The organism is Mariniphaga sp., assembly GCF_041687215.1.
GTDB lineage: Bacteria > Bacteroidota > Bacteroidia > Bacteroidales > Prolixibacteraceae > Mariniphaga.
Genome location: NZ_JAWLCI010000015.1, coordinates 55,492 through 72,046 on the forward strand (window position 1 = coordinate 55,492; position 16,555 = coordinate 72,046).

General features: G+C 41.1%; 15 protein-coding genes and 1 tRNA gene. 10 read left to right on the top strand and 6 right to left on the bottom strand.

What is annotated here, in order from left to right:
* Positions 1 to 456 precede the first annotated feature (456 nt).
* The 4 genes from floA to ACESMA_RS07770 are packed head-to-tail and all read right to left on the bottom strand — an operon-like array spanning position 457 to position 3,729.
* Positions 457 to 1,437, bottom strand: a complete 981-nt coding sequence (gene floA / locus ACESMA_RS07755) for a flotillin-like protein FloA (RefSeq protein ID WP_372948224.1) — start codon at positions 1,435 to 1,437, stop codon at positions 457 to 459.
* Between the two features lie 3 nt (positions 1,438 to 1,440).
* A complete protein-coding gene (locus tag ACESMA_RS07760) occupies positions 1,441 to 1,911 on the bottom strand; it encodes an NfeD family protein (protein ID WP_372948225.1) in 471 nt (156 codons plus the stop codon).
* Complete coding sequence (locus ACESMA_RS07765) at positions 1,908 to 2,195, bottom strand: ATP-dependent Clp protease adaptor ClpS (RefSeq protein WP_372948226.1); 288 nt, start codon at positions 2,193 to 2,195, stop codon at positions 1,908 to 1,910. The genes ACESMA_RS07760 and ACESMA_RS07765 overlap by 4 nt, the downstream gene beginning before the upstream one ends.
* Entirely contained in the window at positions 2,185 to 3,729 is a 1,545-nt protein-coding gene (locus tag ACESMA_RS07770; RefSeq protein ID WP_372948227.1) for a hypothetical protein, read from the bottom strand. The genes ACESMA_RS07765 and ACESMA_RS07770 overlap by 11 nt, the downstream gene beginning before the upstream one ends.
* A gap of 163 nt (positions 3,730 to 3,892) precedes the next feature.
* On the opposite strand from ACESMA_RS07770, the gene bcp reads away from it, so the two are divergent.
* The 7 genes from bcp to rpe all read left to right on the top strand — a co-directional run bounded on the left by bcp (position 3,893) and on the right by rpe (position 12,141).
* Complete coding sequence (gene bcp / locus ACESMA_RS07775) at positions 3,893 to 4,357, top strand: thioredoxin-dependent thiol peroxidase (RefSeq protein WP_372948228.1); 465 nt, start codon at positions 3,893 to 3,895, stop codon at positions 4,355 to 4,357.
* Positions 4,358 to 4,369: 12 nt separating this feature from the next.
* Positions 4,370 to 5,398: a recombinase RecA gene (gene recA / locus ACESMA_RS07780; RefSeq protein WP_372948229.1), complete on the top strand. Its 1,029-nt coding sequence runs from the start codon at positions 4,370 to 4,372 to the stop codon at positions 5,396 to 5,398.
* Between the two features lie 79 nt (positions 5,399 to 5,477).
* A complete protein-coding gene (gene thrA / locus ACESMA_RS07785; protein ID WP_372948230.1) occupies positions 5,478 to 7,901 on the top strand; it encodes a bifunctional aspartate kinase/homoserine dehydrogenase I in 2,424 nt (807 codons plus the stop codon).
* A gap of 37 nt (positions 7,902 to 7,938) precedes the next feature.
* Positions 7,939 to 9,147 (top strand): cofactor-independent phosphoglycerate mutase, encoded by a 1,209-nt coding sequence (locus ACESMA_RS07790; protein ID WP_372948231.1) that lies wholly within the window; start codon positions 7,939 to 7,941, stop codon positions 9,145 to 9,147.
* Positions 9,144 to 10,451, top strand: coding sequence for a threonine synthase (thrC, locus tag ACESMA_RS07795; RefSeq protein ID WP_372948232.1), 1,308 nt, complete (start codon positions 9,144 to 9,146; stop codon positions 10,449 to 10,451). Before ACESMA_RS07790 ends, thrC begins: the two co-directional genes overlap by 4 nt.
* 157 nt (positions 10,452 to 10,608) lie before the next feature.
* Entirely contained in the window at positions 10,609 to 11,475 is an 867-nt protein-coding gene (locus ACESMA_RS07800; RefSeq protein ID WP_372948233.1) for an RNA polymerase sigma factor RpoD/SigA, read from the top strand.
* Positions 11,476 to 11,487: 12 nt separating this feature from the next.
* A complete protein-coding gene (rpe, locus tag ACESMA_RS07805) occupies positions 11,488 to 12,141 on the top strand; it encodes a ribulose-phosphate 3-epimerase (RefSeq protein ID WP_372948234.1) in 654 nt (217 codons plus the stop codon).
* Here rpe and ACESMA_RS07810 read toward each other — a convergent pair.
* The gene (locus ACESMA_RS07810; RefSeq protein WP_372948235.1) at positions 12,128 to 12,376 is read right to left on the bottom strand and encodes a hypothetical protein; all 249 of its coding nucleotides are present in this window, start codon (positions 12,374 to 12,376) and stop codon (positions 12,128 to 12,130) included. The two genes, rpe and ACESMA_RS07810, sit on opposite strands and share 14 nt — an antisense overlap.
* A 3-nt stretch (positions 12,377 to 12,379) precedes the next feature.
* Positions 12,380 to 14,845, bottom strand: a complete 2,466-nt coding sequence (gene feoB / locus ACESMA_RS07815; RefSeq protein ID WP_372948236.1) for a ferrous iron transport protein B — start codon at positions 14,843 to 14,845, stop codon at positions 12,380 to 12,382.
* A 289-nt stretch (positions 14,846 to 15,134) separates the two neighbouring features.
* On the opposite strand from feoB, the gene ACESMA_RS07820 reads away from it, so the two are divergent.
* The 3 genes from ACESMA_RS07820 to ACESMA_RS07830 all read left to right on the top strand — a co-directional run bounded on the left by ACESMA_RS07820 (position 15,135) and on the right by ACESMA_RS07830 (position 16,297).
* On the top strand, positions 15,135 to 15,896 hold the full coding sequence (locus ACESMA_RS07820; protein ID WP_372948237.1) for a hypothetical protein: 762 nt from the start codon (positions 15,135 to 15,137) through the stop codon (positions 15,894 to 15,896).
* The gene (locus ACESMA_RS07825; RefSeq protein ID WP_372948238.1) at positions 15,871 to 16,173 is read left to right on the top strand and encodes an MTH1187 family thiamine-binding protein; all 303 of its coding nucleotides are present in this window, start codon (positions 15,871 to 15,873) and stop codon (positions 16,171 to 16,173) included. Before ACESMA_RS07820 ends, ACESMA_RS07825 begins: the two co-directional genes overlap by 26 nt.
* Positions 16,174 to 16,223: 50 nt before the next feature.
* Positions 16,224 to 16,297: transfer RNA gene (locus tag ACESMA_RS07830), tRNA-Arg, on the top strand.
* Positions 16,298 to 16,555 lie beyond the last annotated feature (258 nt).

Here is a 16,555-nt window from a genome sequence, read left to right on the forward strand (position 1 = left end):
ACCTATGAACTAAAACTATGCTGCAAATATAGAGTTGAATTTTCAATTTTGAGTTAAGCGAATGTTAAAAAATATGTTGTTAAACATTAATTAACGATTTAGTGGAAAATAAAAAAGGACGGGTCAGCACCCATCCTTTTCATCTAACTAAACCAATAAAACTAATCAAACCTAAACCTATGAACTAAAACTATGCTGCAAAGATAAGGTCGAATTTCGATTTTTGAGTTAAGAGAATATTAATAAGAGGGTTGTTAAACATTAATTAACAGTTTGGCGGAAAATAAAAAAGGACGGGTCAACACCCATCCTTTTCATCTAACTAAACCAATAAAACTAATCAAACCTAAACCTATGAACTAAAACTATGCTGCAAAGATAAGGTCGAATTTTGATTTTTGAGTTAAGAGAATGTTAATAACTATGTAGTTAAACATTTCTTAATAATTCGGTTTTTTATTCTTCACTGCTTTTTTTGTTTTCTCCGGAAATGGAATCACGCATGGCTGTATCGGCCATAATGTTTTTGTACTTCATGTAGTCCATTATTCCGAGGTTACCGTTTTTAAAAGCTTCGGCAATAGCCAGCGGAACTTTAGCTTCGGCTTCAATTACCTTGGCTTTCATCTCCTGCGCTTTGGCTATCATTTCCTGTTCAAGGGCAATAGCCATGGCGCGGCGTTCTTCAGCTTTGGCCTGTGCAATATTTTTATCGGCTTCAGCCTGATCCATCTGTAGTCCGGCACCAATGTTTTTACCGATGTCGATGTCGGCAATGTCAATGGAAAGAATCTCGAATGCTGTTCCTGCATCAAGACCTTTTTCAAGTACCACACGTGAAATAAAATCGGGGTTTTCGAGCACGGCTTTATGCGAGTGTGACGAACCAATGGATGAAACAATTCCTTCGCCAACACGGGCTAACACAGTGTCTTCTCCGGCACCACCAACCAGTTGTTTAATGCTTGCACGAACAGTTACACGGGCTTTAGCAATAAGCTGAATACCGTCTTTGGATACGGCTGTAACCGGTGGAGTGTTAATCACTTTCGGATTTACCGACATTTGAACGGCTTCGAATACATCGCGCCCTGCCAGGTCAATGGCCGTGGCCACTTTAAAAGTTAAATCGATGTTTGCTTTTGAAGCCGAAACAAGGGCATGTACAACCCGTGCCACATGTCCACCTGCAAGATAGTGTGCCTCAAGTGCATCACGGCTTAGCGCAACATCGGCTTTTGTCCCTTCAATGAGTGCACGCACAATAACTCCCGGAGGAACTTTACGGAAACGCATTAGGAAAAGCTGCAAAAGCGAAATTTTTACGCCGGAAACTAGGGCTGAAAACCACAACCCAATTGGGATGAAATAGAGGATAATGAAAAGCAATACAATTACTCCAATCACCATTCCCCACGTACCTACTGATTCAATCATTTTTTATTTTTTTAAAGGTTCTACAATAATTTTATTCGTTAGTATTTTTAATACTTTAATTTCTGTGTTGTGATCTACAAAACCGCCTGTTGATTGTGCTTCCATTACTTCACCATTTACTTTTACTTTTCCTGAAGGAGCCAATCTGCCAATGGTTTTGCCGGTGTCACCTACATGGATTTTTTCACTTACCACAGTATCCACCTTTCCATCGATAAACGATTCCAGAATCATTTTTTTTCCGGTTTTCGATTTGAAAAAATAAACAATAAGCAGCGGTGAGGCCACCAGCACAAAAGTTAGCGTGAGAAGTCCGATTCCGGTTCCATATTGTACAAAAGCGATGTAAACACTCAGACCAAGTAAAATAAATCCGCCAATTCCGGCAATGGTTACCCCGGGAATTACAGCAAATTCAATGAGTAGCAGCAATAGCCCCAGAAAAATAAGTAATATAATGGCAAATGCGCTCATGGTTGTGTATTTATGGTGGTGTTTAGTTCCCTTTCTGTTAGTGCGTCTTTCATTTGTTTTAAGGTTTCAAACTTTCCTTTTCTGATATCGCAACTGCCTTTATGGTGTGTGATTAATGTGCACTGCATTGCCTGTTCGTAATCGTGGTCGCAAATGTCTATCAATGCTTCAATTACGTAGTCGAAGCTGTGCACATCATCGTTATGAAGAATGAGCGAATGTTCGCCATATACTTCATTTTTTTTTCCGGAATCCGGTTTACGCTTAGTTTCTTTAGATGTCATCTCCTGCTTCAATTTTTTTTGCCTGCTCCAAAGTTATTCTTTTTCCGTTAAAATACGGTACAACTATCGCATCTTCTATTCCTTCCTGCTTCACCTGGTTGCGCATTTTTTCCGCATCCTCCAAATTGGTAAGGTTTCCGGTAGTATAAACTACTACTCCCTTTTCATCAGTATAATTTTCAATCCGTCGAATGAGTTCTAATTTATTATACAATCGTTGCCGGTATGCGGGAACTCCCCGGCTGTAGGCGCCAATTTGTATTTTATAAAGCAGATTGTCAGTGGATTGACGCGTATCTGCAGATTTTGGTTCAAACATTTCTGATACTGCCAGCGGGAGTATTACAATTGAATCTTTTTCTGGATTGGTTTGTTCCGGCTCTGGTGTTTCACCTCTCAAAACCGATTTGATTTTTTCATTTTCAACCTGAAAATTATAAACTGCAACTGATCCGGCATTGTTCCAGAACAGTGTTTCAGCATTTCTGGCGGTAGCAAATTTTTGGTTTACTTCATTCCGAAGACTGTAAGAATCCGTTTCCAGAGCCAGAATCTTTTCACCCAAATTTGCTTTAATTTCAGGATTTGATTCTTTTCTGTAAACTTCACGTAATTTATTTACTTCCATAAGTTTTTGATCCAATTCTTTTTTCAGTGCCTGGCCCTGTTCAAATAATTGTTGCCCTTCATCTGTCTGAAACTGCGAACTGAAAAAATAGCTGATGTTGTTGTTTACCTGAAATGTAATTTGTTCACCTTCCGGAAGTTCGTAAGTTGTTTTTACTCCGGGTAAATCGGGTAAAGCTTTTCGGCCAATGTTAAAATCAATGGATGAGCTGGAATCTTCAGTTTTTGTTTCAGTTTCCTTGCTGTCATTTTCCGGAGTAACTTCTGACTGTGGAATTTCATTTTCTTCCTGTTGACCTGCTTCAACCAATTCTTCATTTGGTGCCAAAGTTTCAGGTTCTTCTAAAAGGGCAGAAGATTCTTTTGTTTCCTGAGAAATTATTTCCTCATTTGCTATGTCGGTTTCTGTCTTTTCTTCTTTCTGTTCAGTGGTTTGCATACCTGCTGGTTCAACAAAAGGATTTTCCTGGTTGAAACATTGCTGAATTTTTTCGGCAAGTCCCAGTTCCTGTTGTTCATTCTCAGGCACGCTTAATCTGAACTGGTTATAAAATTTCAGGGCCTGTTCCCAGTTACTCCTGGCGTGATATTGCAATGCCAGATAATAATGAAGTCTGTCCGGAGTTACATTTTTCCCGGCCTGCTGCAAGTAATTTAAATCTTTGTCGCCAAAATGTCCGGTTTCGGTACGCGATGCACCATAATAATAATTTAACATCGGGTTTCCGGGGTCTTCTTCCAATAAAACTTTGAAAAATTTTTCTGCTTCCGCAAAGTTGCCGGCATCAAAAAGTTGCATGGCTCTTACTGCCGAAACATCCTGTTGCACGCCAAAAATTCTTCCATTCACCGAAAACAAAAGAAAAATGAAGCATGTTAACCTGGTAATATTTTTAAAACTTTGCATAATTTCAATTTGTATTTTTTTCAAATACCCTGTAAAATTACAAAAATTGTGCAATGCGGTACATTCGGCAGATTGGAAACAGCAGGATTCTGTTGATAAGTTACTTAACTTTTATTATTAAATAACGTATATTTGTAACTCTTCGAAAAAAAAATAAAATAACATGACAGCATTAAAAGCAGGAGATAAAGCTCCTGATTTTTCAGGAATTAATCAGGATGGCAAAGAAATTAAATTAAGTGATTTTTCCGGTAAAAAACTGATACTCTATTTTTATCCGAAAGATGACACACCGGGATGCACTGCTGAATCGTGCAACCTGAATGACAATTACAACGATTGGCTCGAAAAAGGTTTTGAAGTAGTTGGCGTTAGTCCCGATGGTGTGGAATCGCATCAAAAATTCAGGAAAAAATTCGGTTTGAAGTTTGACCTGATTGCCGATACCGAAAAGGAAATTTTACAGGCTTACGGAGCCTGGGGCGAAAAAAGTATGTACGGCAAAAAGTACATGGGAGTTTTAAGAACCACTTTTATAATTGATGAAAACGGAATTATTCAGGAAGTTTTTGAAAAAGTGAAAACCAAAGATCATACAAATCAAATTTTAGAAAGTATAAACCTTTAACCTTTTCTGAACATGACGAAAGAAGAAAAAACACAGGTAAACAAGGAAAAGCTGAAAGCGCTTCAGCTTACCATGGACAAAATTGAAAAAAGTTACGGCAAGGGCTCAATAATGCGCATGGGTGACCGGGTTGCAGACGATGTTCCTGCCATTTCATCAGGTTCCATTGCACTTGATGTGGCTTTGGGAATTGGCGGTTATCCGCGTGGGCGTGTGGTGGAAATTTACGGTCCTGAATCATCGGGTAAAACAACACTTGCTATTCATGCCATTGCCGAAGCGCAAAAAGCCGGCGGCATTGCTGCCATTGTGGACGCCGAACATGCTTTCGATCCGTATTATGCCCAAAAACTGGGAGTGGATATTGAAGAGCTGCTCATTTCGCAACCCGATAACGGAGAACAGGCCCTCGAAATAGTGGATAATCTGGTACGTTCAGGTGCTGTTGATATTGTGGTGATTGACTCGGTTGCTGCACTCACGCCAAAAGCTGAACTTGAGGGTGAAATGGGCGATTCCAAAATGGGTTTGCAGGCGCGACTCATGTCTCAGGCTTTGCGAAAACTTACGGCTAATATCAATAAGACAAAAACCTGCTGCATTTTTATTAACCAGCTACGCGAAAAAATTGGTGTAATGTTCGGAAATCCCGAAACCACAACCGGTGGAAACGCTTTAAAGTTTTATGCTTCTGTGCGCCTCGACATTCGCCGCATTGGCCAGATTAAAGACGGCGAAGAAGCGATGGGAAACAATGTGCGGGTGAAAGTGGTAAAAAACAAAGTGGCGCCGCCTTTCCGTAAGGCCGAGTTCGATATTCTTTATGGTGAAGGTATTTCCAAATCAGGTGAAATCATTGATTTGGGCGTTCAATATAATATCATTAAAAAAAGCGGTTCCTGGTTTAGTTACGGCGATACCAAACTTGGGCAGGGGCGCGAAACGGTACGCAACCTGATTCTCGATAATCCGGAACTGGCACACGAACTTGAAACAAAAATTCTGGAAGCTATCTCAGGAAAAACAACAACAACAGCTTAATAAAAGTAAATTGACAGATATTGCCGGATGATCCGATTCTGTCGTTTCATCCGGTTTTTTTATTTTAAAGTGAAATGAAATGAAGGTTTTAAAGTTTGGAGGAACTTCAGTAGGCTCGGCTGCCACTATCAGAATGGTAAAGGAAATTGTCCTTCAGCAAAAAGAAGATACCATCGTTGTGGTTTCCGCGCTTGGCGGTGTAACCGACCTCATTCTGAATGCTGCACGAATTGCTTCAACCGGAACGGACGATTTTCATCCTCTGCTTGCAGAAATTAAAAACCGGCACAAGCAAGCCATTAACGAACTTTTTAACGGTTCGGGAGCTATGGTTTACATTGCCGAAGAATTACTCGATGAACTGGAGCAAATTCTGACCGGAATTACCCTTGTTGGCGAATTAACAGCAAAAACCCTCGACCGGATTGCCGGCATTGGAGAACGGATTTCGTCGCACCTGGTTGCACAATTTATTCCGGGCGCTGTGAGAATTGATTCTGCCGAACTGATTCAAACCGACAGTAATTTTGGAAAAGCCCGTGTAGATTTCGGAATTACCAACCAGAAAATAAAAAAGGAATTTGCTGAATTTACAGGAATTGCCATTTTGCCCGGGTTTATTGCCAAAAACGCCAAAGGCGAATTTACAACTCTTGGCCGAGGTGGCTCTGATTATACCGCAGCTATTATGGCTGCTGCTCTGAAAGTGGATTCGCTTGAAATATGGACTGACGTGGATGGTTTTATGACTGCCGATCCGCGCGTTATCAGCAAGGCATACACTATTCCGGAGCTTACCTATTCAGAGGCAATGGAACTTTCGCACTTTGGGGCCAAAGTCATTTATCCGCCAACCATTTTGCCGGTTTATCAAATAGGAATTCCCATTCGAATTAAAAATACCTTCAACCCCGAAAATGAGGGAACGCTTATATTAAGCAGTGCCAAAACTCCAAAAGAAAGGCCCATTAAAGGAATCTCTTCTATTTCCGGCATTTCGTTGGTTACCTTGCAGGGAATTGGTATGGTGGGAGTTACCGGTATTTCCATGCGTTTGTTTACCGCATTGGCCAGTGTGAGTGTAAATGTGATTCTGATATCACAGGCATCTTCAGAAAATTCCATTAGCGTGGCCATTGATGAGCATGCTGTTGAACTGGCTGAAAGCGCCATTCGTAATGAATTTGAAAAAGAAATTGAAACGGGACAGGTTAGTAAAATTGATATCGAAAGAGAATTATCGGTTGTGGCCATTGTGGGCGAAAACATGAAACACACTACGGGCATTGCCGGAAAATTGTTTTCCACCATCGGGAAAAACGGGATCAACATCATTGCCATTGCGCAGGGTGCTTCGGAGTTGAACATTTCGTGGGTGGTAAAAACTCTTGAATTGCGCAAAACCCTGAATGTGGTGCACGAATCGTTCTTCCTTTCCGAAAATGTGGAACTGAATGTGTTCCTTATGGGAGTGGGCACTGTGGGCAGTAGTTTGCTGCAACAGTTGCAAAAGCAGCAGCAAAAACTACTGGATGAAAAACACCTTAAAATGAAACTGACCGGCGTGGCCAACTCCAGAAAAATGGTTTTTCAGCGCGAGGGAATCGAAATGAATTCTTTTAAAGAAATGCTGGAACAATCAGAAAAAAAATCGAGCCTGCAGGGATTTGTGGACGAAATGAAAGACATGAATATTTACAATTCGGTGTTTGTGGATTGCACTGCATCTGATGAGGTTTCAAATTTTTATAAAGAAATTCTGAGTGCCAATATTTCGGTGGTTACGGCCAACAAAGTGGCTGCCTCTTCAACTTACGAAAACTATATCGGGCTCAAAAATATGGCCAAACAAAAAGGCGTTAAATTTTTGTTCGAAACCAATGTGGGAGCCGGATTGCCGATTATAAACACCCTGAATGATTTGGTGAATTCAGGCGATCGGATTTTAAAAATTGAGGCTGTTCTTTCCGGAACCCTGAATTTTATTTTCAATACGATTTCGGAAGAACTTCCTTTGAGCAAAACCATCAGAATGGCAAAGGAACAGGGTTATTCTGAGCCCGATCCGCGAATGGATTTGAATGGTGTGGATGTGGCACGGAAAATACTCATTCTTGCGCGTGAATCAGGTTATCCGCTTGAAATGGAAGATATTACCATTGACCGGTTTGTACCCGATGATTTTTTTGATGGTTCACTTGACGATTTTTGGAAGAATATTTCTCAACTCGATGTCGGATTTGAAGAAAAGCGAAAAAGACTGGAAACCGAAAATAAAAAGTGGCGGTTTGTGGCGCAATATGAAAACGGGAAAGCACTAATTGGATTGCAGGAAGTGGATTCACGGCATCCGTTTTATGATTTGGAGGGCAGCAACAACCTGGTGATGTACACCACCGAGCGGTATAACGAATTTCCCATGTTAATTAAAGGATACGGCGCCGGTGCTTCGGTAACTGCCGCCGGCGTTTTTGCCGACCTGATTAAAGTATCGAATATATAGTTCAGAATTCAAAGTTTAAAGTTCAGAGTTTTTAAAAATGAAGCATTTAATTATACTTGGTGATGGAATGGCGGATGAACCGCTGGCTGATTTTGGTGGAAAAACGCCATTGCAGATGGCTGAAAAACCACACATCGACTGGCTGGCAAAAAACGGGCAAACAGGCCGGCTGATTACTGTTCCCGACACCATGCACCCGGGCAGCGAAATTGCCAACATGGCAGTTCTAGGTTACGATGTGGAAAAAGTTTACGACGGGCGCGGAGTGCTCGAAGCGGCCAGCATGGGCATTGAACTTCAATCCGGCGATTTGGCCCTGCGCTGCAACCTACTCACTATCGAAAATGGAATTCTTAAAAACCATTCAGCCGGGCATATTTCCAGCGAAGAAGCTGCGGAGTTGATTCATTTTCTGGATGAAAAACTGGGCAGTGATCAGGTGAAATTTTATCCAGGTGTTTCCTACCGGCATTTATTGGTGGTGAAAAACGGCTATAAAGAATTGAAATGCACCCCGCCACACGATGTTCCGGGAACCCCATTTAAAGATGTTTTAGTCACTTCCACATCAATTAAAGCCATTTCAACAGCCCACCTGTTAAATGAACTTATTTTGAAATCGCAGGAAGTGTTGGAAAATCACCCTGTGAATCAAAAACGGAAAAATGCAGGCAAAGCGGTTGCCAACAGCATTTGGCCTTGGTCGCCGGGTTACAAACCGCAGATGCCCACTTTAAAGGAAATGTTTGGAGTGGAAAAATCGGCTGTAATTTCTGCAGTTGATTTGGTGCACGGAATTGGTGTTTACGCCGGAATGGAAGTGATTCATGTGGAAGGCGCCACCGGTTTGTACGATACCAACTACGAGGGAAAAGCGCAGGCCACGGTGGAAGCGCTGAAAACCAACGATTTTGTGTACCTGCACATCGAGGCCAGCGACGAAGCCGGCCACGAAGGCGACGTGGAGCTTAAAATCAAAACCATTGAATATTTAGACCGGCGCGTAGTAAAATACATTCTGGAAGAAACCCGAAAAATGGACGAGCCGGTGGCTATTGCCATTTTGCCCGACCATCCCACGCCCTGCGCTTTGAAAACTCATACCCGCGAACCGGTACCGTTCGTGATTTACAAACCCGGTATTGAACCCGACGAAGTGGAAGTGTACGATGAGTTCAGTGTAAAAAACGGTGCACTTGGTTTGTTGAAAGGGGATGAGTTTATCCGAAAGTTTTTAGAAATATGAAATATTACAGCACCAACAAAAATACTCCATCTGTCACCCTGAAGGAAGCAGTGATAAAAGGGCTTGCCTCCGATAAAGGTTTGTTTATGCCTGAACGGATTGAAAAATTCGAACCGGATTTTTTTGAAAATATTCAGGATCTTTCGCTTCAGGAAATTGCGTTTGAAGTGGCGAACAAATTTTTTGGCGAAGACGTGGAAGATGCCGCCCTCAAAGAAATTGTTTACGATACACTTCAGTTCGATTGCCCTGTTGTAAAAGTTACAGAAAACATCTGGTCGCAGGAGTTGTTTCACGGGCCAACACTGGCGTTTAAAGATGTGGGCGCCCGGTTTATGGCGCGCTTGCTCAACTATTTTCTGGCCGGAAACGACAACCAGGTGCATGTGCTGGTGGCCACTTCGGGCGATACAGGCAGCGCCGTAGCCAACGGTTTTCTCGGCGTGGAAGGTATTCACGTGCATGTGCTGTATCCCAAAGGAAAGGTGAGCAAAATACAGGAATCGCAGTTTACCACGCTCGGTCAAAATATTACGGCTTTGGAGGTGGACGGGAATTTTGACGATTGCCAGCTTTTGGTTAAAACTGCCTTTCTCAATGAGGAATTGAATAAAAAGTTGCTTTTAACTTCGGCCAATTCCATCAATGTGGCGCGTTTTCTTCCGCAAGCGTTTTATTATTTTAACGCTTTTGCGCGGCTGAAAGAGCAGGGAGTCCTTCAAGATAAAGAACTTGTAATTTCTGTTCCAAGCGGTAATTTTGGGAACCTCACTGCCGGATTGTTTGCCCGCGAGATGGGACTTCCGGTAACTCAATTTTTAGCAGCCAACAACGAAAACGACGTGGTTTACGAATATCTAAAAACCGGTAATTACAATCCCCGTCCTTCAGTGGAAACCATTGCCAACGCTATGGATGTAGGAACTCCCAGCAATTTCGACCGGATTCTCGATTTGTATAACCATTCATATAAAAAAATTTCATCGGTGATTAAAGGTTTTCGATATTCTGATGAACAGATAAGGAAAACCATTAAAAAAGTGTTTGAGGAAACCGGTTACCTTTGCGATCCGCACGGAGCATGTGGTTACATGGCATTGGAAGAGTTTTTGAAAATAACCCAGGTTGGAGTTTTTTTGGAAACAGCACACCCGGCTAAATTTACCGAAACAGTAGAAACTGTTGTGGGCAAGGGAAACATTCTGCTTCCTCAAAAACTTGCTGAATTTATGAGCGGAAAGAAGAAGGCGATTTCAATGAGCAGTGATTTTTACTCCTTCAAAAATTACCTGATGAGCCTTTAGTGAACCGTTTCCTCATCTGAACATTTTTATTGTAGCAACGTTCTGCTAACAAAACGAATTAAATTTCGTATAGATATTTTAAAAACTGTATTAATTTTGAGCCGTTTAATTTCGATTTGACATTTTTGCATGAAAAGATTGTGATAAAACCAACTTTATGAGACAACTTAAAATTACCAAGCAAGTTACTAATCGTGACACCTTGTCGCTTGATAAGTATTTGCATGAAATTGGGAAGGTAGAGTTGTTGTCTGCAGAAAGAGAAGTTGAACTCGCCAAACGAATTAAAAAAGGAGACCGTGAAGCCCTCGAAGAACTTATTAAAGCCAACCTTCGTTTTGTTGTTTCTGTATCGAAACAATACCAGAACCAGGGGTTGAGTTTACCCGATTTAATTAATGAAGGAAACCTGGGATTAATAAAAGCTGCCGAGCGCTTTGATGAAACAAGAGGATTCAAATTTATTTCGTATGCCGTTTGGTGGATTCGACAGTCTATTTTGCAGGCACTTGCCGAACAGTCCCGGATAGTGCGTTTGCCATTGAACAAAATTGGTTCAATTAACAAAATCAACAAATCGTTTAACAAACTGGAGCAGGAATACCAGCGCGATCCTACCATCGATGAAGTGGCGGAACTCATGGAATCTACATCTGAACTGGTTGAAGATGCCATGAATTTTTCCAATATCCATATTTCGATGGATGCCCCGCTGCGCGATGAAGAAGTGAATAACATGTACGATGTTATGTTGAACGATGATTCACCCAGCCCTGATTCTGGCCTTATTAACAGTTCTTTACGGCTGGAAATTGAACGTTCACTTGCTACTTTGGGCGATCGGGAGGCCGACATTCTTCGTTATTATTTTGGGCTGAACGGATGTTCCCCGCATACGCTGGAAGAAATTGGCGATGAATTTGGACTTACCCGCGAAAGAGTCCGTCAGATTAAAGAAAAAGCCATAAAAAAATTACGAAACCAATACCGAAACCGTTTACTGAAAGCCTACCTCGGGCAATAATTTTTCATTTTTATGACAAAACCAAAAATTGCACCTTCTATTCTTGCAGCCGATTTTAACAATCTGGGAAGAGATATCCAAATGATAAACGAAAGCGAGGCCGATTTTATTCATTGTGATGTAATGGACGGCGTTTTTGTTCCGAATATTTCATTTGGAATTCCCATTGTTGAGCACGTGAAAAAAATTGCCAAAAAGCCGCTTGATGTTCACCTGATGATTGTCAATCCGGAAAATTACATAGAAGCTTTTGCCGAAGCCGGTGCATCCTGGCTTACAGTTCATTACGAAACCTGTCTGCACCTGCACCGCACGGTAAACCAAATTCGGGAAAATGGAATGAAAGCCAGTGTTTGCCTGAATCCGCACACTCCGGTCAGGGTTTTAGAGGATATAATTACTGAGCTTGACATGGTACTTTTAATGTCGGTTAACCCGGGATTTGGTGGCCAGGAATTTATTCACCATACCTATAAAAAAGTGAAGCAACTCAAAAAGCTTATTTTGGAAAGCAAGTCGGAATGTTTGATTGAAGTGGATGGCGGAGTAAATTACGACACCGGTAAAAAGTTGGTTGAAGCCGGCGCTGATGTTTTGGTTGCCGGAAGTTTTGTATTTGGTTCTGAAAATCCCAAAGAAATCATCCGAAACCTCAGGAACATTTAAGTTTTTCTATGCTCTTTTCGCAAAGTTGGGCATTTTCATTTTTTATTTCAGTTGAAGCATTTCTTAAAATACAATCTGCAATGCAATTGGAACAGGCAGATTGTGAAGTGGAAGAACCAATTTTCCCGTCAGATTGTTTTAGCAATTTTTTTCGTTTCAGTTTTTTGTAGCTTTTATAAACCGCCATGCCAATTGCCAGTGCAACAATAACGTATGTAATAATTTCCTGTATCATTTTTTACAGAAAAAGGTTTGCTGAATTATAAACTAAAAAAGCAGTAACCCACGCCAGCACTGTAGTGTAAATAACTACAAATGCAGCCCATTTCCACGAACCGGCTTCATTTTTTATGGTAGCCACAACGCCAACACACGGGAAGTACAGCAATATAAAAATCAGAAAAGCAAGTGCGGCAGGCAGGGTAAAAACTTTTTCGCCCTGGCGTTTGCCGGTTGTATGAATTTCATTTTGTAATTTTTGCTGAAGATTGACAGTTGATTCGTCGTCACTGCTCTGGTACAAAACTCCCATGGTGCTCACTACAATCTCTTTTGCCGGCAATCCGGCAACCAGGGCAATGCTCATTTTCCAGTCTAAACCCAGCGGTCGCATAACCGGTTCAATTCCTCGCCCCATTTTTCCCAGGTAAGAATTAACCAGCCTGTCGGCTTCCATTGCCTGTTGCACATCTCTGGTAAATTCTGTTTTCTGAGTGTCGTTGAATTCTGTATTGGACTCAATGGCAGTCAATTGCCGGTTAAAATATTCTGTATGTTCCGATTCGCGCGGGAAATAGCCCAATGCCCATATTATGATTACTCCAAGCAAAATAATGGTTCCTATTTTTTTTAGGTAGTGCTGGGTTTTATCCCACATGTGAAAAATTATGTTCCGCAGGGTTGGCATCCGGTACGATGGCAGTTCCATAACAAAAGGAGTTTCCTTGTTTTTAAAAACTGTTTTGTTGAGAACTTGTGCCGTTAAAAAAGCGAATACAATTCCAACAGCATATATTCCGATTAAAATAAGTGCCTGGTATTTTATAAAAAAGGCAGAAATGATAAGGATATAAATCGGCAGCCGCGCACTGCACGACATAAACGGAACAATGAGCATGGTTAGCAACCGATCGCCACGGTTGCGCATGGAACGAGTAGCCAGAATGGCCGGCACATTGCAGCCAAAACCCATAACCAGCGGAATAAATGAGCGTCCGTGAAGGCCAAACCTGTGCATAATGTTGTCCACAATAAAAGCCGCACGTGCCATATATCCCGACTCCTCGAGCAGGGAAATAAAAAAGAACAGGATGAGAATGTTGGGCAGAAAAACCAACACACTGCCGGCGCCACTAATTATTCCGTCGGTAATCAGATCTTTCAGCATTCCGTCGGGCATTATTCCTGAAAAAAAGTTGCCCAAAGCCAGCACACCTTCGTCAATCCATCCCATTGGTAAAGCACCCAGGTTGAAAGTGGCATAAAACATGACAAACAAAATGCCCGTGAAAATGGGCAATCCCCAAATCCGGTGGGTTAATACATCGTCAATTTTTTCTGAATTGGATCTTTCTTTTCGCAGTGGATTTTTGAATGTTTCTTTGAGTGCGCCGGTAATAAATGCGTATTTGGCATCGGTAATTACCGTTTCACTTTGCTCGTTATAAAGCGACTCAACTTTTTTAATTTCCCTTTCGGTAGTTTTTTTAATTTCTGAAAAGTTTGAATAATTTGCCAGCAGTTCCTCTATATGTGAGTCTTTTTCCAGTAGTTTCAATGCAAGAAAACGCGAAGAAATTTTATCGGTAACAGGCTTGTCTTCCTTAACTTTTTCCCTGATTTTCCGAATGGATTCTTCCAAATCTTTTCCATAATTAATGTGCACATGTCGCGTAATTTTATCCCGCCCTTCAAAAACTTCAATCACCTTGTCAATCAGGTTATCCAATCCAATTCCCTTCGAACTTATGGTTGGGATGAATGGAATACCCAGTAAGCGCGAAATTTCGTTGGTTTTGAATTGTATCTTTTTTCGCTCCAAATCATCATACATATTCAGCGCGCAAACAATGCGCAAATCCATGTCTATTAGCTGAGTTGTGAGAAAAAGATTTCGCTCAATGTTGGTGGAGTCGATTACATTGATAACAATGTCCGGTGTTTTTTCGTAAATGAATTCCCTTACAAAAATTTCTTCGTTGGAATAGGCAGTCAGACTGTATGTTCCGGGCAAATCGAAAAAATTAAACGTATAACCTTTGGCTTTTAGTTTGGCTTTTTTAACATCAATAGTCACCCCGCTGTAATTCCCAACTTTTTCCTTCGATTTTGAAATGAAATTGAACAGGGTGGTTTTTCCGCAGTTTGGATTTCCCACAAGTGCGATGTTGATTGTGCGGGTTCGTTCCGACTGATTTACCAATTGAATTTTACGGTCGATTACACCTTCGTAACTACCGTTATTCGATGTGTCAAATTCACTCACCGGAACCACCTCAATGCGGTCAGCTTCCGACTTCCTCAGCGAAACATTGTAATCCAGGATTTTAAATTCGATGGGGCCTTTAAAAGGGGCACTTTTAATCACTTTCACTTCTTTCCCTTTCACAAATCCCATTTCTGAAATCCGCCGGCGAAACGATCCGTGACCTAATATTTTTGTAATGATAACTGTTTCCTGATATTTTACCTCGCTCAACTTCACAATCGGTCAGCCCTTCTTCTTTTTATTTAAATCAAATTAAAACAGGCTTGCAAAGATATTTAAATTCCATTTAACCTGAACTATTCATAAATTTATTAAAATATGAATCAAGTTCAGGTTAATCCCGACTTAGATGAAGTTGTCCCGAGAATCGGGATTACTGAATCTTAGGCGCTATCGGAGATAGGGATTATTCATGAATAATCAGGGGTAAATAAAACAGGGTAATATTCATCCTCATTTCCTAATCTAATAAGTTCTGGTTATTTTTGCCGTTCAATTGTATTGAATGAAAGACGAAGAATTTTATAACGACATTCAAAAGTTGTTTGAAGACCTGCCAGGTAACTTCAATATTTTGGAAGAGCAAATTGATTTGGAAGTTCAAATGAAATATTTTGAAATTTCCAGAAAGGTGAGAGAGGACCAGGCTGAAATAAATTACCTAGAATTTGCTGACGAACTTTTTATGCCTGAAACCGATCTGGATCAGAAAAAGGAAATTCTGATTGGGTTGGCCGGAACAGACGATGTGAAGGCTTACCGCATACTGGAAAAGTTTTTGGAGCAAGCCGGTTCAGAAATCAGAAGCTGGGCTGTGCTTGCCGTGCAGGAAAACCGCATGTTGCTGCAAACCTCACTGCTCGACGAACAGCAATTTTTTATTTCTACCGGTTTGGGCGGGAAAGGGAAAAAGTTGCGTTACTACCTGGTTTTTATTAATCGGAACCGAAATGAGTTGCTCACCAAAACACAGCAGAAACTGGTTAAAGATGAACTCATTTTTGGTTTGAAACCGGTGGATGGAGAATTCGAATCCATCGATTTTTCTGAAGGATTTTGTACATCCCTGGTTCTTTTACCAGTTACTGCCGACATAAAAAAGGTTTTCAGCAACGTGGTGGAAGAGTGTAACCAATACGGAGATTTTTTGGAAGAAGATATGATAATTACCAACGTGAAAGTGTTGTCGCGCAACGAAATACTTGATATTGTAAACAAACAAAATAATTTGGAACTGCCCGATGAATTGGAAGAAGAGGACAATTAACGTGGCCATCCAGGTTCTTCCGGAAGCTGATGGAAAAATAAAATATGAACTGGTTGATGCGGCTATTGAAGCAATTCAAAAGACGGGTTTCAACTATCAGGTTTGTCCTTTTGAAACGGTGGTGGAATGTACCTTCGAAGAGCTGTCTGGTTTGCTTGAAAATGTGCATGAAGCCTGCAATATGGCCGGCACAGATCGCATGTTAACCAACCTCAAAATTCAGGTCGATTTTCACGAAAACGTAACAATCGGCGACAAAATGGAAAAGTACCTGTAAAGTTTGATACCGTTTGGCAAAAAGTATTATATTTGCACCGCTTTAAAAAAGGACTTGTAGCTTAATTGGATAGAGCACCTGACTACGGATCAGGAGGTTGGGGGTTCGAGTCCCTCCAAGTTCACTTTGGCAAAGCCGCAAAGAATTGAAATTCAATTATTTGCGGCTTTTTTGTTGGTTTTTTGTCCGATATTTGTCCGACGGTCGGACATTTTTTTTATCAGGCATAAATAAGTACCTTTGATTTAATTCAAAAAGTATTGAATGATATTTTTTGTGTTTCGCTAAAGGCGGCCAGTGGGTCGCCTTTTTTATTCATCGGGTTGCGATTGAAATATAGTAGGAATTAAAGGAAATCAATACTTTACTTTTGTAAGGGAAT